Raw genomic sequence first — 23039 nt, 5'->3', positions numbered from 1 at the left:
AAATACTCATTGAGCAATTGCCATTGTAGCAATACTTATTTTAACATTATTTGCATTGCTTAATACATTGATGCAAGCTTCTAATGTGGCTCCTGTGGTAATAATATCATCAACTAGTAAAATATGTTTGCCTTCTATTTCAGGATTGTTTTTTGCTACAAATATTTCATGAGTGTTTAGTAGCCTGCTAAATCTGTTTTTGTGTACTTGAGAAGCTGTGTTAGTTACTTTTATTAGTACAGAGCTAGTGTATTCAGCATCTAAAGCTTTTGCTATTTGTTGTGCAAATTTAGCAACTTGATTGTATCCTCTTTTTTTTAATTTCTTTTTGTGCAATGGTACAGGAATTACTATGTCAATGTTTTTATAGCTTTCAATAGTTTTTAATTCACTACCAAGCCAATCTCCAAGAAAAACACCAATTTCTTCATGGTTTTTGTATTTTAAATTGTGTATCAGTTTTTGGGTGATTCCTTTTTTTGTAAACCTTAATAAAGCTGTAGCTTGTTCAATAACCGCTCTGCCATAAAAGGTTTTTGAAACTGTTAAATCATTATTGAAATGAAAATTTGTAACAGGTAAATCATGCCTACATGTTGTGCAAATATAACTTTCATGATCATGTAAAAGCCCATTACAAGCATAGCAAACTTTTGGAAAAAATAAATTGATTATGGCAGATAACATGATGATAATTTACAACTAAATATATTAAAAATTTTTATTGATGATGTTGATATATAGCTGTTTATAGTTATTGCTTAATATGTTTAACAATTTTTTTTTCTGTTTGTCGATTAAAATCTGATAACAACAAGATAAGTCATAGCTTCGCAGGGTAAAATTAATTATGATGATAGTTAACCCTCAATTTTTTAACTACAGATTAATTATTGGTACTTTGGTAATAGCATTTGTTGTATTAGGGTCATATAGCTTTTCAAGTTATAACACACTTAAAAATCATGAAGCATTTTTAGAACAAGAACATCGTTTTGTTCAAAAAGAACTATCAGAGATGATAGCTTTATATGATAAAGTCACTGTTAAAAATGAAATGCTATCAGAAGAGTTGCAACAATCAAAATCTAAAATTCAAGCTGTTTTAGATTCTTTAATAGCGGCTAAAACCAGTGTTCCTTTAATATCTAAAATTAGCCGTAAATTAAGTACTCTAAAACAAGAGAATGCTTTGCTATTAAGTAAAATTCAAGAAGCAAATCATCAAAACAAAGTTTTAAGCGATCAAGTACGTGCTGTTTCTGAAAAATTAGCGCTTCAACAAGCCTATATTTCTTCATTAGAATCTAAAAACGAAAAGCTTTCTAAAAACTTACTTGAAGCTCAAAGTCTAGCGGTGTTACAAATACAAGCTAAAGCATTACATACCGTAAGCTCTAAAAGCGTATCAGAAACTGAAAAAGCTAGCAAAGCAGACCATATTGAAGTATGCTTTACCCTATTAAAAAATAAGTTAACACCACAAGGTGGAAAAGATATTTATATACAAATAATAGACCCAAATAATAATGTTGTGGCAAATAGAGGTGTTGTCAATTTTGGAGAAAAGTCACTAATTTATACAGGTAAGACTGAAATAAACTACACAAACACCGATTTAGAAACTTGCACAAAAATGAATGTAGTTATTGATAATAACCTGATAAAAGGAGATTATTTAGTAAATGTATTTCATGACCAAAATAAATTAGGGTCTACAAAAATAGCACTCAATTAACTAACCCACTTTATTTTTTGAAAAACCGTTCCTTTAGTTGGAGCGGTTTTTTATTTTTGCATTATGGCAAACAATGATGATCAATTTAAAAAAGTAATATCTCATGCAAAGGAATACGGATATGTATTTCAAAGTAGTGAGATTTATGACGGATTAAGCGCTGTGTATGATTATGCACAAAATGGCGCAGAGTTAAAGAAAAACATTCGTGACTACTGGTGGAAAGCCATGGTACAAATGCATGATAATATTGTAGGTATAGACGCCGCAATATTTATGCATCCTACTACTTGGAAAGCTTCTGGACACGTCGATGCATTTAACGATCCGTTGATAGATAATAAAGACTCTAAAAAACGTTATCGTGCAGATGTTCTTGTAGAAGATTATTGTGCAAAAATTGAAGCTAAAATAGATAAAGAAGTCAAAAAAGCTGAAAAACGTTTTGGAGACGCTTTTAATAAAGACGAGTTTGTATCAACAAACGGAAGAGTATTAGGTTATCAAGAAAAAATTGATACCATTCTTAAGCGTTTAGGGCAATCTTTAGAAAAAGAAGATTTAGCTGATGTAAAAGCACTTATAGAAGAACTAGAAATAGCCGATCCTTTAACAGGCTCTAAAAACTGGACAGACGTTAAGCAGTTTAACTTAATGTTTGGAACCAAACTAGGAGCAAGTGCAGATAGCGCCATGGATTTATACCTACGTCCTGAAACAGCACAAGGTATTTTTGTGAATTTCTTAAACGTTCAAAAAACAGGGCGTATGAAAATTCCTTTTGGTATTGCTCAAACAGGAAAAGCTTTTAGAAACGAAATTGTAGCAAGACAATTTATTTTCCGTCAGCGTGAGTTTGAACAAATGGAAATGCAATATTTTATCAAACCAGGAACACAAAAAGAGTGGTTTGATTACTGGAAAGAAACACGTCTTAAATGGCATAAATCACTTGGTTTAGGTGAAGAAAATTACCGTTTTCACGACCATGAAAAACTAGCGCATTATGCTGATGCCGCAACAGATATTGAATTTAAATTCCCATTCGGATTTAAAGAGTTAGAAGGTATTCACTCACGTACAGATTTCGATTTAAAGCAACATGAAGAGTTTTCTGGTAAAAAACTTCAATACTTTGATCATGAAGATAATACGAGTTATACACCATATGTTTTAGAAACCTCTATTGGTTTAGATCGTATGTTTTTAGCTGTGTTCTCAAATAGTTTACAAGACGAAACTTTAGAAGATGGAAGTACAAGAACTGTACTAAAATTACCAGCAGTATTAGCGCCTACAAAAGCAGCCATTTTACCTTTAGTAAGAAAAGACGAAGCGTTAACAAAAATGGCAAAAGATATTGTAGATGATTTAAAATGGGACTTTAATGTGACTTACGACGAAAAAGATGCCGTTGGTAGACGTTACCGTCGTCAAGATGCAGCAGGTACACCATTTTGTATTACTGTAGATGGAGAAAGCCTAGAAGACAATACAGTGACCATACGCCATAGAGATACGATGGAGCAAAAACGTGTTAAAGTTGAAGAATTACGTGACATCATAAAAAAAGAAGTTGACGTAAAAGAATGGTTAATGAAAATGAAATAATTCTTATAACTATATAGTATAGGAATGATTATAAACAAAATCCCAAGTAAAACTTACTTGGGATTTTTTTGTTTCACTCATTGAAGGAGCTATTTCACTCAATTGTGTTTATTTGATTTAGTGATTTTTATATTTTTATTCTATATATTATATTGATTATGAGGTGTTTGTTTGTTTTTGTTTTTGTTTTTTGATTGTTTTCCTTGGCTGTTTATTCTCAACAAAATTTGGATACCATTTACGGTAATCCAAAATCAGTTAGGGAGAAAGTGGAGTTTTTAAATGAAAATAAACAGAACTATGTTTTTATGAGAGGTGATGGCGATTATGGGCATGCAACAGTTTTTGCGCCTAAAGGTATAAAGAGTAGGTTTTATTTGTATTGGTATAATTATCATTGGGTTTTTTATGTAAACTATTACAAAGAATTTTTAGAAAATGGACTTCCTAAAAATGAAACGTGGTATAACAAAGACGGGAGTTTTGAAAGGGGATATAAATATACTTATGATGAAAATAATAATCTTATAGAGGAAAAAGAATTTTATTATAACAATGAATTTTGGCTTACCAAGTTTCATTATAATAACTTTAATAAGCCAATTGCGATGAGTTATTATTTTAGTGGTGAACCAAATGATTTTGTTCATTGGTACTTCATTCGTAATAAAAATAATAAGATAATTGAAACGAGAATAATTGATGAAGAAGGAGATAGACCCTCTATCGTTTATGATTTGAATCATCAAGGCTATGTTGTTAAGAAAAGCCGAAAATATATTCCCAATTTGAGAGATTTAGAAAATAAGAAATTAAATTTTTTAGACTCATTAAATACTTTGCATGAATATGGTTATGACAAACGAGGAAATAAAATATTAGAACTGAATTATTTTGAGGAAGAAGGTAGCGTTTATTCCAAAAAGACTTATAAATATAACGAGCTAAATAAATTAATAACCTATAAAGTGTTCTTTAGGCCGAGTGATTCAACTAAATTTAGAATTACAAATTATAGGTATAATGAAAATGGGTTAAAAGTGTTTCAAGAGAAAAGATCATCAGTAGATAAATCCTTTTACAGTTCTCAAGAAACGTTTTATAATAAAAGCGGATTTATTGTTAAGAGTATATTATTAGAGAATAACAACACAACAACTATAGCCTTTAAATACAAATTCGACAAAAAGGGAAATTGGATAAAAATCACTAAAATAGTCAATGACGAGCCCTTGTATGTTTGGTCTCGTAAAATAAAATATTATTAAAATTTTTTAAACGGTTTTCACAAAATCTCTTTAGCTAAAAAAGCCGCATCTTTTTTTATACCGCCTAATGTTGCTGAGCCTCTTGTATGTAACCAAGGTAGCCCAATAAAGTAAAGTCCTTTTGTTGTACTAATTCCTCTGTGGTGTTTTGGGTAGTTATCATCTGTAAGTTCAATGTTTTTTATCCATTTAAAGTTAGGTTTGTAACCAGTAGCCCAAACAATATTTTTTACATTTTCTAGGTTTTTAGAGGTTGTTTTTATTGTGTCTTCTACAGCATCAATAGTGTAACCAACAGTTTCTACATTGTTACGTTTTAAAATGGCTTTAACATCTGTACCTATAATAGGTTGCTTAGACTGGCTAATGCGTTTGCCAATCCATGACTTTTTGCTAAAACTCAAAAAACCTGTTTTTGTAAACCACCACCACAACGTTTTTCCTAATATTTCTTGAGGTAATGTTCTAATGTCTGTGTTTCCTGAAAAGTAAGTGGTGTCTGTTGTGTTTTTAGAAATCTCATCTAAAATTTGAAATCCGCTATCGCCACCACCAACAACAAGTGTAGTGCCTTTTTGAAGTTGATCAGGGCTTTTGTAATAATTACTATGAACTTGGTAGATATCGTTTGAGAGCTTGTTGTGAAATTTTGGCGTGTAAGGAATGTGAAATGGGCCTGTTGCTATAATAACATGTTTGCTAGTTATTTCTTGTTGATTGGTTGTTATAACAAAACAATTATCTTGTTTTTCAATGCCTTTGGCAAGTGTGTTTAGTTGAACAGGCAGCTCAAAAGTTTTTACATACTTTTTAAAATAAGAAGCGACTTCATACTTATCAGGATAATGCCCTTTTGGTGCTGGAAAAGGTAAACCTGTTAGATGGTTAAACTCTGTTGGTGTAAATAACTTTAGAGAATCCCAACGGTTAAGCCAAGAAGCGCCAATTTCGTTTTCTTTGTCAATTATTAAGAAATCTTTCTGGCTTTTTTTTAAAAAATAGGCCATAGAGAGCCCTGCTTGTGCAGCGCCTATAATTACAAAGTCTTTCATGAATACAGTTTGATGTTATCTGCGGAGTATACATTTTTTAATGCTTTTACACAAATTGTAAAGGCACGTATTTTTAAAAATATGCTTTAAGCTGAATGTTTCCTGTATGTATGACTTTGCTTGTCTCGGTTTTTCTGCCAAAGTAGCTCAAGTTTAAATCAAGATACTTGGTTAGTTTTTTTTGAATTAGTAATGTCCACGTAAAGTTTTTACCAGGTTGTAACCCTTCAAGAATTTGATACGCTACCGGTGAATTTGCATTTCCAGTAAAATCATTTGAAAAATAGTTTAACTCTCCACTAATCGCTGCTTTTTGATTTTTAGAAAACGAAAATGACAAGCCATAATTTTGTTGTTTCAATTGTTCTTCATTTCCAATGGTGTTATCTTTTGTGGTGTATTGATAAAAAACATCAAACTGTGCATTATCACTAAACAAATAAGATAACTTTGGGTTAAAGCGCAATTCGTCTAGTTTGTAATTTTTACTTGAGAAGTTTTCACTTTCGCTTTCGTTTATATCAAAACTAGATGATAAGTTTATTAACCAGTTTTTTGCAAACTTATGGTTGAAATTCAGCTTGTGGCTTGTAAGTGAGTTTTCAATAAAACCAACTGTTAAAATGTTGCGAGAGCCATTTTTTAAAAATGTATATGATGATGTGTAACGTTGTTTTCCTCGGTTAAAAAAGAAAACATTTCTAAAATTAGACTGTAGTCCTAATTCGTTGTCTTTTTCGCCATAAAACGGATTAAGATTAAAAGCGCTTCCTTGACGTTTTTCTTTTCTATCTACCAAATAAGATGTTTGATTGTAAAAATGAGATAGCGTTTTTAAGAATCCATTCTCTGAACCAGACCATTGTATAGGGTTTAGTGTTAGTGCTAAACTCAATCTGTTTTGATGTGTTTTTATAAACACTTGGTTTGGTAATAACACACGAATGAATTTGCCTTCATCTTGAAATTGAGCAACTTCAAATTCTTCTATTTCTTGAATACCATTGTTATTATAGTCTATCCAAACATAAGCACCTTGTCCTGGTTCTACTTCTACATAGGTAAAATCTTGTTGAGGTAGTGTTCCTGAATTGGTTTCGTATGCTGTGTTGAATAATATAAACTGATCAATGAATCGCTGGCTAAATTGTAACCTTGAGTTGAATGATTGTTCTTTTTCAATATTAGGGTCAGTATCTTTTAAGGTTCTGTAATTAGCGTAAATAGATAGGTTGGTTTTAGTGTTTTGAATAAGTCGTGTGTCAATATAATACGTGTTTGAGGTATTCACTTTTTGTAAAGTACCATTTCTTATACTGTCATTTACTCGATACTTATAGCCAATTTCGGCAAAAACTTTTGTGCTGTCTCCAATACCTGTAAAGACTTCATAAGATTTATATTTCTGACTTAAGGCAGTAAAGGCTTTAGTTTCTATGTTTTTTTGCTGATTATCTTCTAGTCCTACTTTGGTACCAACCCAAGCTTTTTTTAAGCTATAGGTAATTCTGTTATAGCTTCTTAAAAATGTTGATGTATTGATGTTTGACGTAGCATTGAGAAAGCTAGAATTTGTAGTGATTTGCCATTTGTTTAAAATTAAATTTGCGTTTGCTACATGTCTATTTCCTGTGAAATTTTCAGAGTAATTTAAATGTTCAAATTGATAATTAGCATACCCTTTTTGAGCATGAAAAACACGTAATCCAGTTTTAGAGAAAAACTGATTCCCGTAATTAGTTACAGCTTGTATACCTGTAGATTGGTCTAAATTCCAATCTCTGTTAAATTCGGCATTATATAAACGCTCAATAGATCTAAAGTTTTCTTGAACATAATCACCGTCAATATATGCGTTTAAATTCCAAAGGCTATCTTTTTTTATTATAGCTTGCTCTATTTTAAGTTTTCCAGCAAAGCCATCGTTATCGCTATCATCTATATCTGAAAATAAGTTTAAGTCATTTTTACTACCAGCAACTTCAAAAGCAATATGTGTTTTTTCTGAAGGCGTGTAACTTCCGTTTACTACGGCAACTTGTAATTTTGTTGGAGCAACAAGTCTTATAATAGGTTCAAAATTCCCTTGCGGAACACCAGCTATAGGAGCTACATATTCATATATGGTTGTTATGGCATTGATGTTACTTACTACATAATTACCTTGATTGTCTCCTACAAGGGAGAAATTAACGCTAAATAATTCGTCTTCAGGATTGTTAGAAAACACAAATGCTTCTACGCCATTAATGATTTCTTTTTTATATAAAATCCTATTTTCGTTGTAAACTTCTGGAGTTATTGAAGGTGCAATCATTTGAGAAGTGTCATCGCCTGCGTTTGCTAATATTTCTATTTGTTCGTTAGATAGGTTTTGTTGCAGCGGATTATTTTTAGCATCATTCTCACTATAAATAGAGGCGCCAATTTTTAATTTTTCGCTTGAGTAATTTCCGCCACCAAAAACAACTAAACGCGAGTAGTTTCGTTCGCTATATTGATAATCAACTGTAATACGCATTTCTGAAGTAATAGGAAATGTGGCGTTAAAAATAATTTCTCCAGCGTTATAATCTATAATATAATCTTCGTTTTCACCACGTTTTAAAGCAATACCATTTACGTAAACGGTTTCACTACCAGAGACAATTAACACGTAGAGTTCACCATTAGGACCTTTTAACTTGTATGGTCCTTGATTTCCTTCTTGAGCAATAAATTGGCTTGTTGTAAATTGCCCTCTTACTAGCGCACCTGCTGCAAAAAGGTTGGTAGTAGATTCAGGATGATTTAGTTTTGCGTTTACAGACAAGCCTTGTACACGTTTGCTAAAATTAGCAAAGTAGGAGTTAGTGTTTTCTAGGTCTACATCACCGGCTCGTATTTTCCAATTGTCACTAAATAATTCTACAAATACTTGGTCAAACTCATCAAGCCGTTGAGAATAACCACTTTCCTGTAAAGGTATATTGGCATCTTGTATAGAGGCTCTCAAGGAAACTTTATCGCTTAACTTTCCAGTAATTTGTAAGTCAAGTTCACTGTTTAATACAGAGTTTTGATTGTTTCCAACAATAATACCACGCGAAATGCTACCAGAGGTTGTTAAACCATCAAAAGGCGTAAAGGTGTTTTTTTCGCTAGGTTGAGAAAGTTTGTATAGTTTTTGAAGTTTCCCGCTACTATTTACAATAACATCATCATTAAGTTGTTGGTATGTACGTGTTAGGTATTCAGGATATTTTAAATAGCTTATTGTAACCGAATCTGTTTTTATAGGTTTTTTTAAAGTTAAAACTGATTTTGCATAATCAACCGTGTAATAGGAATCGTCTAAATAGGTGCTATCGTTAACTTTTAATGAAAAGAAACTTGGGTTTATACTTACGCTATCTATAGCAATAGAGTCTCTTACAGCAACAGTTTTTGTTTTGTAGTTAGAGTTCAAGTCTTGAGCCAATGCACAAAAGCTGAAAAAGGTTAAAAATAATGTAGTTAATAGCTTCATTTAGGTAGTTAACTGTGTAAACCTAAAAATATTTTGTTAATAGTTTTTGTTAAAAGGGCTTTAAATTAATAGTGTAAATGTAAAGCATTATTTATTTTAGCTCAAATTCTTAAAATATCGATGAAGATTATATCCTATAACGTTAATGGAATTCGTGCAGCAATAAATAAAGGATTTATTGATTGGCTAAAAAGTGCCAATCCAGATGTTATTTGTTTGCAGGAAATAAAAGCTTTAAAAGAGCAATTAGATTTAAATGTATTTGAAGAAGCTGGTTATAAATTTAATTATTGGTTCTCGGCTCAAAAAAAAGGTTACAGTGGTGTTGCTATTTTGTGCAAAACAGAACCAAATCATATAGAATATGGTACAGGAATAGAGTCTATGGATTTTGAAGGTAGAAATATTAGAGTAGATTTTGATAATGTTTCTATTATGAGTTTGTACTTGCCATCAGGAACCAATATAGCAAGACTAGAACATAAATTAGAATACATGGATATGTTTCAAGATTATATTAATGATCTAAAAAAAACAATTCCAAACCTTATAGTTTGTGGAGATTATAATATTTGTCATGAAGCAATAGACATTCATGATCCGGTAAGAAATAAAAATGTTTCAGGTTTCTTGCCTGTAGAGAGAGAATGGATTGGTAATTTTATTGAGAGCGGATTTATAGATTCCTTTAGGTACTTTAATAAAGAACCTCATAATTATAGTTGGTGGAGTTATCGAGCCAATGCGCGAGCAAATAATAAAGGTTGGCGATTAGATTATGCTATGGTGTCAGAACCTTTACAAGAAAAATTAAAACGAGCTGTTATCTTATCAGATGCCGTTCATAGTGATCATTGTCCAATATTAGTTGAAATTGAAAATTAAAACCCTTATCTAAAAAAAGTAAAATGAAAAAAAACGTAATTCTAGCAACACTATTAGTAACCATGTTTTCATGTGTTTCGCCAAAAGTTTATAAAGACCTAGAAAGTAAATATAATGCCTTAAAGAAAGAAAACGCTCAATTATCAGGAGATAAAGAAAATGTTTCAGAGTCTTTAAATAAAGCTCAAAATGATTTAGCAGCATTACAATCTAGATATGATGAAACAGCCGCTCAAAGAGATAAGTTACAAGCAGATTATGATGCTACAAAAGCTAATTTAGATAATTTAAGAGCATCATATGATGCATTAGAAAAAAACAGTTCAGCATCTATCGCTGCTAATGCAAAAAAGAATAGAGAACTATTAGCGCAACTAGAAGCAAAAGAAACAGCACTTGCGGCAGAAAACACAAGATTAGAAGCATTAAAAAAAGAGCTTGAACAACGCTCAAATCGTGTAGCGGAATTAGAAAGTGTTATTGCCGCAAAAGATGCAGCTATGACTCAATTAAAAGATGCAATTTCTAGCGCGTTAACAGATTTTGAAGGTAAAGGATTAACTGTAGAGCAACGAAACGGAAAAGTTTATGTTTCTATGGAAAACAAATTACTATTTCAATCAGGTAGTTGGGCTGTGGGTGCTAATGGTAAACAAGCTGTAAAACAACTAGGAAGTGTTTTAGCTGAAAACCCAGATATTGCTATATTAATAGAAGGACATACAGATAATGTTCCATACAAAGGAAACTCTCAAATCAGTAGTAATTGGGATTTGTCAACAAAGCGTGCAACGGCAATAGTTCAAATTTTAAGAGAAAACCCAGCTATTAATCCTGAAAATTTAACAGCAGCAGGTAGAGGAGAATATGCGCCAATAGCATCAAATGACACAGCAGAAGGTAAATCAAAAAACAGACGTATAGAAGTTATTCTAACGCCGAAACTTGACGAGATTTCTAAACTTCTTAACGATATTTAAAAAAAGGTTATTTTAACTAAATGTAAAAGCTTTTTAAATTCACGAATTTGAAAAGCTTTTTTTTGCTTACAATCAAGCTCTGTTTATCATAATTACTGCATAAATTTAAAATATTACCAATTTTGAAAAATGAACATTAACTCAATTCATCGAAGAAAACAGTATTTTATCTATTAAGTTTATGTTAACACATGTAACAAGTAGTTTTTTTTTAATTTTAGAGGATTAAGTAATTAGTAGTACTTTAAGATATGCTGATTCTTATCAACCCTTAAAAAAAAGGCGTTTCGGCTGTTTTTTTAAGGTTTAAAACATTTTTTTAAGAAAAATTATAACTAACTTATTGATTAACAAATGAAAAAAATTACACTTTCTATTTTATTTGGGTTTCTATCCTTTTTTGGATTTTCTCAAGTAGGGCTGGTTGAGAATTTTGATGCAGGCCTTGCTTTACCAACAGGATGGACCTCTGATTCTGGAGATTATTTTGGAGCGGTAGTTCAAGTCTGTGACGGTATTTCTCAAAGGGCGAATTTTGATGGCTCAAACGTAACAGGACACCTAACATCACCAAACATTGTGGGTGGATCTAATGGTACTGATTTAACAATAGCTTTTGATTACAAAGTTGTTGATTGGTCAGCAGGTACAGATGCAACAGGACCAGGTTGGGGTGAAATATTAGTACAGTACTCTACTGATGATGGTGGTGCATGGACTACTGCAGGTACTATCAATGATGTTAATCATGCTACATCTCCCGATTGTGCAAATATAAGTTTTGTTGTCCCTGCAGCCGATTTGCCTACAGGTTCTGATTTCAAATTAAGAATAAACAATAACTATTTTTCAGGAAATTATTATGTTTATATAGATAATGTCTCTGCTACACAACTAGTTGAAGACCCTCCATCTTGTGTGAGTCTTATTACTCCTGTAAATGTAAATGGTGTTAGTATAAATACCGATTTAGAATGGACAGCAGCAACAGGGATTCCTACTGGGTATAACCTTACCGTAGGAACAACTTCTGGAGGAAATGAATTAGTAGATAATGAAAACGTTGGGCTTTCTACCGCATATACATTACCTACTTTAGAATATAGTACAACGTATTATGTAAATATAGCTCCATTCAATAGTAATGGTCCAGCAATAGGCTGTGATGAAATTGTTTTTACTACTGGCGCAGATCCTAATGCACCAGTTGATTGTGATTCTGGTATTCCAGTTAATACAGTATATTGTTACACAAATAATGATACAATGACTTGGAACTTTCAGAGTTCTAATAACGCACCATTAGTTGTCTTTTTTAATGAAGGTGAAATAGAAGAAAACTGGGATTCTGTTATAATTTATGACGGTTCTGATAACACAGGAACAGTATTGTTTGATGGTGATAACGGTGGTAATATGGCTGGCTTGTCTGTGATTGCAGAAAGCGGTTTTATGTATATAGAAATAGATAGTGACGGTTCAACTAGTTGTGAATCAAATAACTTTACACCTTTAAATTTTGACGTGTCTTGTGTTGATGAAACAGCAATCCCTAATTGTAATGCTGTTTTAACAAGCCCTGCAAACGGAGAGGAAGATGTAGATGAAAACTCTGATATTTCTTGGAGTGCTGCATCAGTGCTTGTTAATGGATATACATTATTTGTAGGAACAACGCCAGGAGGAACAGAAATTCTTAATGGTGTAGATGTAGGAGATGTTTTAACCTATGATTTAGGAACATTAGATTATGAAACAACTTATTACGTGACTATTGTGCCTTATAATGATAATGGTGATGCACAAAATTGTAATGAGCAAACTTTTACAACCAGAGATGATCCAAATCAAGTTGTAGATTGCTCTACTGGAGAAGTCATTAATACCGTGTATTGTTATGATAATAACGATCCAATGGTATTTAACTACGCTAGTAGTGATGGTTCTCCATTAGCATTAGTATTTAATGCAGGACAAATTGAAGCAGGATGGGACGAAATAATAGTAACTGACTCAGATGGTTCTGTACTTTATCAAGGAGATAACGACGGAGATTTAGCAGGTTTAGTATTTGTGTCTTCAGGAAGTACAATTGCAATAGCAATTGATTCAGACGGAACAGGAAGTTGTCAAACAAGTACTAATTATACGCCTTGGGATATTAGTGTGTCTTGTGTTGATACAACTGCATTACCTAACTGTGACAGTTCATTAACGTATCCATTAGATGGAGAGTCAGATATTGATGAAGATGTAGTGCTTACTTGGTCACCAGCAACAATATTTGTTACAGGATATAACCTTACTGTAGGAACAACGCCAGGTGGAAATGAAATTCTTGACAATGAAGATGTAGGAGACGTTTTAACTTATGATTTAGGAACTTTAGACTATGAAACAACTTACTATGTAACTATTGTACCTTATAACGATAATGGTCCTGCCGTAGATTGTACTGAAGAATCTTTTACAATAAGATTAGACCCAAATCAAGTTTTAGATTGTGATGCTAATGAGATTATAAATACTGTTCATTGTTATGAAAACGGAAACAATCAATACCAAGAAATTTATAGCTTCGTTAGTTCAAATGGTAACCCGTTAAATATTTTCTTTAATTCAGGAACCATAGAAACATGCTGTGATACTATAAGAATTGAAGAAGGAGATGGAACCGTAATATATGAAGGTACTGGAAACGGTGGAGATCTTTCTGGACTTTCATTAAATTCAGATAGCGACACTATTGTTGTTTTTGTTGAAGCAGACGGATCTGTAAGTTGCTCGAGTGGAAGTAGAGAACCATGGGATTTTGATGTCTCATGTATTGACCTTACTGCTGTGCCAAATTGTAACGCTTCATTAACGTATCCATTAGATGGAGAGTTAGATGTTGATGAAGATGTAGTGCTTACTTGGTCACCTGCAACAATATTTGTTACAGGATATACTCTTACTATAGGAACTACTCCTGGAGGGAATGAAATTATTGACAATCAAGATTTAGGAGATGTTTTAACTTATGATTTAGGAACTTTAGATTATGAAACAACTTACTATGTAACAATTGTGCCTTACAACGATAACGGTCCTGCCGTAGGTTGTACTGAAGAATCTTTCACAGTAAGAGCAGATCCTAATCAAATTGTAGACTGTGAGAATGGCCAAGTTATAAATACCGTACATTGTTATGAAAACGGAAACAATCAATATGTTGAAATATATAGCTTCCAAAGCTCTTCAGGTTTCCCATTAAATATTTTATTCAATTCAGGGACCATAGAAACATGTTGTGATACTATTAGAATTGAAGAAGGAGACGGAACCCTAATATATGAAGGTACTGGAAATGCAGGAGATTTAGCAGGATTAAGCTTTACTTCAAATACAGATAGAATAGTTGTATTAGCCGAAGCAGATGGTTCTGTAAGTTGCGCTAGTGGAAGTAGAGAACCATGGGACTTCGATGTATGGTGTCAAACGTGTTTACCTCAAACAGTTAGTTTTGATGTAGTAAATGGAGATTGTGCAACAGACCCAAATAACCCTGTTTTTGAAGTAGCAGTTGATATTACTGATATGGGTGATGCAACTTCTTTAACAATAACAGACACGGCAAACCCAAGTGAAAGCCAGGAAGTTTTTGAAACGGGTATTATAATATTAGGACCATATCCAGCAAGTACAAACGTAGTGGTTACTGTGGCTAATACCAATGACGAAAACTGTGTGGTAGAAAGTAATCCATTAACGTTTTTATGTCCACCACCACCAAACCCTTGTTCTATTGCTTATGCAGGAGAAGATCAAACGGTAGACTGTGAAAACCCTGACGCTACACTTACTGCAAACTTCCACCTTTATGGACAGGACACAGAAAATTATGAAATAAACGCTATAGACACTTGTCCTACACCACCAGTTGATGGGGCAACACCAACTAGTGTTGATACAGATGATGTTTGGTCTGAAGTTATTGACCTTGGTTTCGAATTCTGTTTCTATGGAGGAACTTATGATCAAGTAATAATTGGATCTAATGGTGTAATCAGTTTTGAAATTGAAAACGCAGGAACAGGAAACGGTTGGGATTTACAACCTTTCGGTGAAGGTCCATCTACCTTACCAAATGCAACTAATGATGTTATTACAGAAGGAAATATTTTTGGTGTGGGTCATGATATAAACCCAAACACTTGTGGAAGTATTGACTACGTTGTATTAGGTTCAGCACCTTATAGACAATTTGTAGTTAACTACAATGCTGTATGTCATTTTGGATCTCAATGTAGCTCTAACGAGTCTACAAGTCAAATCATCCTTCATGAATCATCAAATAATATTGATATTCATGTTATTAGTAAACCAACTTGTACAGCTTGGAACGACGGCCTTGCCGTAATAGGTTTACAAAGTGTAGATGATACACAAGCGGTAACTCCTGTAGGAAGAAATACTGGAGTTTGGACTGTTGATGAGCCTGAATCATGGAGATTCTCTCCTTCAGGAGTACCTAACTATACTTTAGAATGGGTAGACGAAGATGGAACCGTAGTTGGTGATACTGATACCATTGTTGTTTCTCCTACTGAAACAGAGACTTACACATTCCAAGTAACTTATGATTTATGTACAGGCGGTCAATCAACAGTATCAGATGATGTTCTTGTTGAATATCTTGGAGGTAGTGATTTTGATGCTTCATTTACAGTAACGCCTACATGTGATGGAGGTACAGTAACTATTGATGGCGATGCAGGAGGTACATTTGCTTTCAACCCAGCAGCTACCGATGATGCTGTTATCAACCCTACTACTGGAGAAGTAACTGGAGCAACACCAGGAGCAACATATACAATTGAGTATACCACTGCTGGAGAGTGTCCAGCAATATCAACTCAAGAATTAGTAGTATTACCAGAAGAGAATGCGTCATTTACAATAGTAGCTACATGTGATGGAGGTACAGCAACTATTGATGGAGACACAGGTGGTACATTTGCTTTCAACCCAGCAGTTACTGATGATGCTGTTATCAACCCTACTACTGGAGAAGTAACTGGAGCAACACCTGGAGCAACATACACAATTGAGTATACTACTGTTGGAGCATGTCCTGCAACATCAACTCAAGAATTAGTTGTGTTACCTGAAGAAGATGCAACATTCATATTAACATCTGAATGTGATGAGACAACAGTTGTAATTACCGCAACTATAACAGGTGATACAGGAGGTGTATTCTCGTTTGGTGAAACACCTAATGACGATGCAGTAATTAACCCTGAAACAGGAGAAATTACAGAAGCAACTGGAGGCGCAACTTATACAGTAATGTATACAACATCTGGCGACTGCCCAATGACATATGAGCAAACAATTCAAGCTGATAACTGTTTGATGAAATTAATCCCGGAAGTTATTACACCTAATAAGGATGGCTTTAATGATACCTTCGATTTAACTGGTTATGATGTAACAAGTTTAGAGATATTTAACAGAAACGGAGTTAAAGTATACAGTAAAACTAATGGTTATACAAAGGAGTTTGAAGGCATCGCTGATAATGGTGATGAGCTTCCTGTAGGAACATACTTCTATGTTATGAAGTATGGAAATAACGAAGTAAGAACATCTTGGCTATATATTAACAAGTAAACTAACACAACTAAATTTTAATAATGAAAAGACTATATATAATTCTCGTACTTTTCTTGTTTGTATCGCAAATGCAAGCACAACAAGATCCGCAGTATACGCAGTACATGTATAATATGAACGTGGTTAACCCAGCATATGCAGGATCATTTGATGGTATTGCTATAGGAGCACTTTACAGAAGTCAGTGGGTTGGTTTAGATGGTGCACCTAATACAGGTACACTATCTTTACATGCGCCTGTTGGTGAACGTGTAGGGTTGGGTATATCATTTATCAATGATGAAATTGGTCCTGTAAGAGAAAACAATGCTTATGCTGATTTCTCATATACACTACCTCTAGGTGGAGATCATAAACTTGCTTTAGGTATTAAAGCCGGAGCAACATTTCATAAAATAGGTTTAACAACACTTGCAGCAATAGATCCTAATGATCCATTTCTGCAAGAAAATGTAGATGCCGTAACACCAAATGTTGGTGCCGGTGCTTACTTATACAAGCCTAATAAATACTATGTTTCTGTATCTATGCCTAATATGCTCAATTCGGTACATTTAGATGCAACAAATGGTACTAAAGTAGGTTCAGAAACTCAACACTTATTTGCAGCAGCCGGTTACGTATTTAATCTGTCAGATAACTTTAAATTAAAGCCTCATGGGTTATTTAAAATGGCTTTTGATGCTCCTGTAAGTTTTGATGTTAATGCTAACTTATTTATGTATGACATTGTTGAAGTAGGTGTAGGATATCGTTTAGAAGATTCGTTTAGTGGGATGATTAATTTTATGATTTCTCCAAATTTAAGAATTGGATATGCTTATGATAATGTGCAATCTGATTTGGATATAGCAACAACATCATCACACGAGATATTTATTAATTTCGATTTCAGTTTCGTAAAGAAAGTATCACGTTCACCTCGTTATTTCTAATCACTTAAGCTAAACATAATGAAAAACTTTAAAATATTTATTGCACTATTATTATTTAGCAGTTTAAGTGCAACTGCTCAAAACAAATCAACGCAGTCTGCGGATAAGCATTTTGCTAAATTCGAGTTTATTGAAGCTATAGAAGATTATAATAAGCTAGTAGAAAAAGGAAAAGGCGATACCTATGTATATACTCAATTAGGTGAAGCAAACTATAATATATTCAACACAGAAGAAGCTGAACGCTGGTACGCAAAAGCATTAGAGACTTCTCAAAATGCAGAGATTGTATACAAGTATTCTCAAATGCTAAAAGCAAATGGAAAATACGAAGCTTCAAATGTGCAAATGAATAAATTTGCTGATATGCGTCCTGGTGATGATAGAGCTATTGCTTTCAAAGCAAATCCAGAATACCTACCTAAAATTTTAGAAAAAGGTAAAAAATTCAATATTCAAAATTTAGACATAAACACTGAATTATCAGAATTTGGAGGCGCTATAAATGATGGTAAATTTTATTTTACTTCTGCAAGAAATAATGCTAGACGTAATTATGGATGGAATGATCAGCCTTTTTTAGATATTTATGTATCAAACATTCTATCTGATGGCTCTTACCAAGAGGCAGAGCAAATAGAAGGAGCTATCAATACTAAATATCATGAAGGAACTGTTTCTTTCTCTCCTGATGGAGATACCATGTATTTTTCACGTGAAAGCTTTTTTGAGAATGAATTTGAAAAAGATAGTGTTTCTAATACCAAATACAGTGTATTACACTTATTTAAGGCAACAAAAGATGGTGATAAATGGAGTAATATAAAACCACTACACATCAATAGCCCTAATTATAACGTAAGTAACCCATCGGTAAGTGTAGACGGAAAAACACTATTCTTCCAGTCTAATATGCCTGGAGGTTTTGGTATGTTTGATATCTATAAAGCCGATATTAAATCTGATGGAACCATTGGAGAACCTGTAAATTTAGGTCAAAAAGTAAATACTGAAGGAAACGAAAAATTCCCTTATTCAAGTGATAACGGAACACTTTATTTTTCTTCTGATGGCCATTTAGGTTTAGGAGCTCTAGATGTATTTTATACAAAAATAATTGATGGTAAATTAGCACCAATTCGTAACGTAGGAATACCAGTAAATAGTAATGCAGATGATTTTGCTTTTTACATGAATGAAGAATCTGGAGAAGGTTATGTATCATCAAACAGAGATGGAGGAAAAGGTAGTGATGATATTTATTTACTTAAAAAATTACAACCTATTTGTGATGTGTTAATCACGGCAACTATTGTAGATGCAAACACAGGAGAAGTTCTAAAAGGCGCTATGGCATCTATTTTAGATAACGACGGAAACAAATTAGCTTCTAAATTATCTAATGAAGAAGGTATAGCTGAATTTATTGTAGAGTGTGAAACTGATACAGAAATTGAAGCAACACTTGATGGTTACGAAAGTAATAAAGTAACTGTAAAAGGAACTAGAGACGAAGAAACAGCGGTACAAATTCCTTTAACTCCAATAGAAGAGATCATTGTTGAAGATAGAGTTGAATTACAACCTATTTATTTTGATTTTGACAAATCTAACATCACAGCTAAAGCTGCATTTGAGTTAGATAAACTTGTTCAAATCATGAAAAAATACCCAGAAATGGTAATAAAAGCAACATCTCATACAGATAGTAGAGGTTCTAATTCATATAACGAAAGATTATCTGATAGACGAGCTAAAACTACGGTACAATATGTGATTTCTAAAGGCGTTGATGCAAGTAGAATTACAGGTATGGGAATGGGAGAAAATGAACCAAAAGTAAAATGTGGATCTAACTGTACTGAAGAAGAACATCAATTAAACAGACGTTCTGAATTTATTATTGTTAGTGGAGGTCCAGCCTCGCAACAGTAGTAGATAACTACAGTAATTACAAATAAAAAAGCCCGACATTAATATTAATGTCGGGCTTTTTATTATTTAATTTGATTACCATCTTTATCAAAAAAGTGGTATTCTAGATACGTGTAAGCATCTCTTGGTAAAACTTTAACCCATTTTTTATGTTCAAAAAACCATTTTGAACGAATAGATGGAAAACCTTTAGTTATAAAGGCTGCTATAAAAGGATGTGTGTTTAAAGTCATCTTTTTATAGTCTTTTTTAATTAGTTGTTCAAGATCTTGAGTAATCTTTTGTACAATGCCAATAGGAGCTTCTACTTCTTGCCCATTAATTATTGCGTCAGGATTTTCCTCACGAGTTTTAATGTTCATTTCAGGACGAACTCGTTGTCTGGTTATTTGTACTAAACCAAATTTACTTGGAGGTAAAATTTTGTGTTTCGCTCTATCATCTTTCATTTCTTCACGTAAATGATTGTAAAGCGTTTTTCTGTTTTCGGCTTTAGTCATATCAATAAAATCAACTACAATGATACCTCCCATATCACGCAGTCTTAATTGTCTAGCAATTTCAGTAGCAGCAATAAGATTTACTTCAAGTGCTGTATCTTCTTGAGATTTTGCTTTGTTAGACCTATTTCCGCTGTTTACATCTACAACATGTAAGGCTTCAGTATGTTCTATTACTAGATAGGCGCCTTTTGCCATAGAGACTGTTTTTCCAAAAGAGGTTTTAATTTGCCTCTCTATTCCAAACTTTTCAAAAACAGGGATGTTTGATTGATGTAACTTGACGATTGATTCTTTTTTTGGTGCAATTTTTTGCACGTAATCTTTAATTTGAATGTAAAGCTCTTCATCATCAACATGAATACTTGTAAAGGTGTCGTTAAAAATATCGCGTAATAACGATGAGGCTTTGTTTAATTCGCCTAACACTTTACTAGGATGATGTGCTTTATGTAGCTTTTTACACATTGCGGTCCAACGACCTAACAAATTTTGTAAATCTTTATCTAGCTCAGCTACTTTTTTGCCTTCGGCTACAGTACGAACAATGACACCAAAACCTTGAGGAGTTATACTCTTTACAAGGCGTTTTAAGCGTTCTTTTTCATCTTTAGATTCTATCTTTTGAGAGATAGAAATTCTATCAGAAAAGGGCACTAAAACAATATATCTACCAGCTATAGATAGCTCTGAACTTATTCTTGGTCCTTTGGTTGATATAGGTTCTTTTACAATTTGTACTAATAGCGATTGATTTGATTTTAAGACGTCATTTATTTTTCCGCCTTTATCAATATCTTTTTCAAATGGAAAGTTTTTTAAAGAAAAATCTTTTAGTTTACCTGTGCTTACACGTTTGGTGAATTTTAAAAGAGAAGGCAGTTTTGGCCCTAAATCATGATAATGTAAAAAGGCATCTTTTTCGTAGCCAACATTTACAAAAGCAGCATTTAAGCCAGGAACAGCTTTTCGTATTTTGGCTATAAACACATCGCCAACAGAAAAGTTGTTACTGCTTTCATCTTTTTGTAATTCAATTAGTTTTCCATCTTTTAATAAGGCAAAATCAACATTGTCGGAACTAGATCGAATAATCAATTCTTTATCCATTTTGTTAATTTTTATCCATACAATTATGTATAGATGGATTAATACTAATTCTTCACAGGATTTTTCAATCCATAGAGTTACTACTATAAACGCAAGGTTTTACGTTTGTAGAAAACTCATTATCAAAGAACGTTTTACTTTTAAAACCAAAAAAGTAGTTAATCAACTACTTTTTCGACTTATTTTTTCTTTTTGTGACGATTAGCACGTCTTCTTTTTTTACGCTTATGCGTTGCAACCTTGTGTCTTTTACGTTTTTTACCACTTGGCATAAGTTTGTCGGTTTTTTAAGTTAATACTAGTTAAATATACTATTTAACGTCTACATTGGTTTTTACACCTTCAACGAAAATTTTTGCAGGTTTAAATGCAGGGATGTTGTGTGCAGGTATTTTGATAGTTGTATTTTTAGAAATATTTCTACCTGTTTTTTCTGCTCTTGTTTTAATAATAAAACTACCAAATCCTCTTAGGTAAACATTGTCTCCGCTTTCTAAAGAAGTTTTTACTTCTTCCATAAATGTTTCTACAGTTGCTTGAACGTCACCTTTTTCAATTCCTAATTTTTCAGAAATTTTTGCTACTAAATCAGCCTTCGTCATTTTAAATATTATTATTGTGTTACTATTAATTTATTAAAGGGATGCAAATATAGGAATTTAAAATTCAATATTTCAAACCTAATTCACTAAAATTTAATATTATAAACCTTTACTTTTGCAAATTGTATATTTTTTAAATGAACATTACTAAAATTTTAATAAACTGGTATTCAATTAATAAGCGAGTTTTGCCGTGGAGAAAAACGAAAAATCCATATCATATTTGGTTGTCAGAAATAATTTTACAGCAAACCCAAATTAAGCAAGGACTTCCATATTATGAAGCTTTTATATCAAAATATCCCAACGTTTTATCGTTAGCTAATGCACCAGAAAGTGAAGTTTTAAAACTTTGGCAAGGTTTAGGATACTACTCGCGTGCTAGAAATTTACATGCATCTGCAAAATATATAGTTAATGACTTAAACCAAGAATTTCCTGATACTTATAAAACTTTACTAAAATTAAAAGGCGTTGGAGATTACACGGCTAGTGCTATTGCTTCAATTTGCTTTAACGAGCCTGCCGCAGTTGTTGATGGTAATGTGTATAGAGTTTTATCAAGATTTTATGGTATTGATACACCTATAAATAGTTCTAAAGGAATAAAATTTTTTAAAGCTTTAGCTCAGGATATTATAGATGAAAACAACCCTGGCGATTATAATCAAGCTATCATGGAGTTTGGTGCTGTGCAGTGTAAACCAGCAAATCCTGATTGTAATTTATGTCCTTTAACTCAGGATTGTGTAGCATATAGAAATAATAATGTACAGGAATTACCTGTTAAGATTAAAGCCAAAAAACCACAGAAGAAGTTTTTTAATTTTTTAGTTTTTATTTCTGATTCTGAAACTACAGTATTAGAGAAACGAAAAGGAAAGGGAATTTGGGAAAACTTATATCAATTTCCGCTTCTAGAAAGTGATAAGAGCTTGACTGAAAAATCTATAAAAGAAATACTTAAAGATTACAAGTTAACAAAAAACAGCTCTTATAAGCTTACGCTTTTTAATCAGGATGAGATAATTCATAAACTATCTCATCAACACTTGTATGCTAAATTTTGGATACTTAATGTTTCAGAATTACCACAGGCTGTAACACCAGTACCAATATCAAAAATAAACGATTACGCTGTTCCTGTTTTAATAGGTAACTTTATTGAAGCATTCAATTTTTAAAGTATTAGGTAACACTGCTCATATTTTTTTATTAATTTTAAAAAAAAGAACAAGTTAAAACTGTAATTTT

General features: G+C 32.7%; 14 protein-coding genes. 9 read left to right on the top strand and 5 right to left on the bottom strand.

The window, feature by feature from the left end:
• Window positions 1-6: 6 nt before the first annotated feature.
• Window positions 7-687 carry a ComF family protein gene (locus ABD690_RS02025; protein ID WP_344726528.1) on the bottom strand — a complete coding sequence of 227 codons (681 nt, stop codon included), beginning with the start codon at window positions 685-687 and terminating at the stop codon, window positions 7-9.
• Between the two features lie 163 nt (window positions 688-850).
• On the opposite strand from ABD690_RS02025, the gene ABD690_RS02020 reads away from it, so the two are divergent.
• From ABD690_RS02020 to ABD690_RS02010, 3 genes are all read left to right on the top strand, one after another.
• Window positions 851-1738, top strand: a complete 888-nt coding sequence (locus ABD690_RS02020; RefSeq protein WP_344726526.1) for a hypothetical protein — start codon at window positions 851-853, stop codon at window positions 1736-1738.
• A gap of 63 nt (window positions 1739-1801) precedes the next feature.
• Window positions 1802-3349 carry a glycine--tRNA ligase gene (locus ABD690_RS02015; RefSeq protein ID WP_344726524.1) on the top strand — a complete coding sequence of 516 codons (1548 nt, stop codon included), beginning with the start codon at window positions 1802-1804 and terminating at the stop codon, window positions 3347-3349.
• A gap of 227 nt (window positions 3350-3576) precedes the next feature.
• Entirely contained in the window at window positions 3577-4617 is a 1041-nt protein-coding gene (locus tag ABD690_RS02010; protein ID WP_344726522.1) for a hypothetical protein, read from the top strand.
• Between the two features lie 17 nt (window positions 4618-4634).
• On the opposite strand, the gene ABD690_RS02005 is transcribed toward ABD690_RS02010, so the two are convergent.
• Together ABD690_RS02005 and ABD690_RS02000 are read right to left on the bottom strand one after the other, a co-directional pair.
• Window positions 4635-5669 (bottom strand): flavin-containing monooxygenase, encoded by a 1035-nt coding sequence (locus ABD690_RS02005; RefSeq protein WP_344726520.1) that lies wholly within the window; start codon window positions 5667-5669, stop codon window positions 4635-4637.
• A 73-nt stretch (window positions 5670-5742) separates the two neighbouring features.
• Window positions 5743-9177, bottom strand: coding sequence for a hypothetical protein (locus ABD690_RS02000; protein ID WP_344726518.1), 3435 nt, complete (start codon window positions 9175-9177; stop codon window positions 5743-5745).
• Between the two features lie 120 nt (window positions 9178-9297).
• On the opposite strand from ABD690_RS02000, the gene ABD690_RS01995 reads away from it, so the two are divergent.
• The 5 genes from ABD690_RS01995 to ABD690_RS01975 all read left to right on the top strand — a co-directional run bounded on the left by ABD690_RS01995 (window position 9298) and on the right by ABD690_RS01975 (window position 19573).
• Window positions 9298-10062 carry an exodeoxyribonuclease III gene (locus ABD690_RS01995; protein ID WP_344726516.1) on the top strand — a complete coding sequence of 255 codons (765 nt, stop codon included), beginning with the start codon at window positions 9298-9300 and terminating at the stop codon, window positions 10060-10062.
• Window positions 10063-10085: 23 nt separating this feature from the next.
• The gene (locus tag ABD690_RS01990; RefSeq protein WP_344726514.1) at window positions 10086-11042 is read left to right on the top strand and encodes an OmpA family protein; all 957 of its coding nucleotides are present in this window, start codon (window positions 10086-10088) and stop codon (window positions 11040-11042) included.
• A 354-nt stretch (window positions 11043-11396) separates the two neighbouring features.
• On the top strand, window positions 11397-16700 hold the full coding sequence (locus tag ABD690_RS01985) for a T9SS type B sorting domain-containing protein (RefSeq protein ID WP_344726512.1): 5304 nt from the start codon (window positions 11397-11399) through the stop codon (window positions 16698-16700).
• Window positions 16701-16723: 23 nt separating this feature from the next.
• On the top strand, window positions 16724-17638 hold the full coding sequence (locus ABD690_RS01980; protein WP_344726510.1) for a PorP/SprF family type IX secretion system membrane protein: 915 nt from the start codon (window positions 16724-16726) through the stop codon (window positions 17636-17638).
• An 18-nt stretch (window positions 17639-17656) separates the two neighbouring features.
• Window positions 17657-19573: an OmpA family protein gene (locus tag ABD690_RS01975; RefSeq protein ID WP_344726508.1), complete on the top strand. Its 1917-nt coding sequence runs from the start codon at window positions 17657-17659 to the stop codon at window positions 19571-19573.
• A gap of 62 nt (window positions 19574-19635) precedes the next feature.
• Here ABD690_RS01975 and ABD690_RS01970 read toward each other — a convergent pair whose 3' ends face one another.
• Window positions 19636-21183 carry an Rne/Rng family ribonuclease gene (locus ABD690_RS01970; protein WP_344726506.1) on the bottom strand — a complete coding sequence of 516 codons (1548 nt, stop codon included), beginning with the start codon at window positions 21181-21183 and terminating at the stop codon, window positions 19636-19638.
• A 311-nt stretch (window positions 21184-21494) separates the two neighbouring features.
• Window positions 21495-21785 (bottom strand): HU family DNA-binding protein, encoded by a 291-nt coding sequence (locus ABD690_RS01965; RefSeq protein WP_344726504.1) that lies wholly within the window; start codon window positions 21783-21785, stop codon window positions 21495-21497.
• A gap of 137 nt (window positions 21786-21922) precedes the next feature.
• Between ABD690_RS01965 and mutY the strand changes: the two genes are divergently transcribed.
• Entirely contained in the window at window positions 21923-22969 is a 1047-nt protein-coding gene (gene mutY / locus ABD690_RS01960) for an A/G-specific adenine glycosylase (protein ID WP_344726502.1), read from the top strand.
• The last annotated feature ends 70 nt before the right edge of the window (window positions 22970-23039 follow it).

This window comes from Corallibacter vietnamensis (genome assembly GCF_039537875.1).
Taxonomy (GTDB): domain Bacteria; phylum Bacteroidota; class Bacteroidia; order Flavobacteriales; family Flavobacteriaceae; genus Corallibacter; species Corallibacter vietnamensis.
Note: the sequence above shows the minus strand (reverse complement) of the source record. Positions and strands in the feature narration are given on the sequence as shown.

Bases quoted from the DNA above. Each gene is read 5' to 3' on its own strand.
- ABD690_RS02025 (WP_344726528.1), bottom strand. From the start codon at position 687: ATGTTATCTGCCATAATCAATTTATTTTTTCCAAAAGTTTGCTATGCT.
- ABD690_RS02020 (WP_344726526.1), top strand. From the start codon at position 851: ATGATGATAGTTAACCCTCAATTTTTTAACTACAGATTAATTATTGGT.
- ABD690_RS02015 (WP_344726524.1), top strand. From the start codon at position 1,802: ATGGCAAACAATGATGATCAATTTAAAAAAGTAATATCTCATGCAAAG.
- ABD690_RS02005 (WP_344726520.1), bottom strand. From the start codon at position 5,669: ATGAAAGACTTTGTAATTATAGGCGCTGCACAAGCAGGGCTCTCTATG.
- ABD690_RS02000 (WP_344726518.1), bottom strand. From the start codon at position 9,177: ATGAAGCTATTAACTACATTATTTTTAACCTTTTTCAGCTTTTGTGCA.
- ABD690_RS01995 (WP_344726516.1), top strand. From the start codon at position 9,298: ATGAAGATTATATCCTATAACGTTAATGGAATTCGTGCAGCAATAAAT.
- ABD690_RS01990 (WP_344726514.1), top strand. From the start codon at position 10,086: ATGAAAAAAAACGTAATTCTAGCAACACTATTAGTAACCATGTTTTCA.
- ABD690_RS01985 (WP_344726512.1), top strand. From the start codon at position 11,397: ATGAAAAAAATTACACTTTCTATTTTATTTGGGTTTCTATCCTTTTTT.
- ABD690_RS01980 (WP_344726510.1), top strand. From the start codon at position 16,724: ATGAAAAGACTATATATAATTCTCGTACTTTTCTTGTTTGTATCGCAA.
- ABD690_RS01975 (WP_344726508.1), top strand. From the start codon at position 17,657: ATGAAAAACTTTAAAATATTTATTGCACTATTATTATTTAGCAGTTTA.
- ABD690_RS01970 (WP_344726506.1), bottom strand. From the start codon at position 21,183: ATGGATAAAGAATTGATTATTCGATCTAGTTCCGACAATGTTGATTTT.
- ABD690_RS01965 (WP_344726504.1), bottom strand. From the start codon at position 21,785: ATGACGAAGGCTGATTTAGTAGCAAAAATTTCTGAAAAATTAGGAATT.
- mutY (WP_344726502.1), top strand. From the start codon at position 21,923: ATGAACATTACTAAAATTTTAATAAACTGGTATTCAATTAATAAGCGA.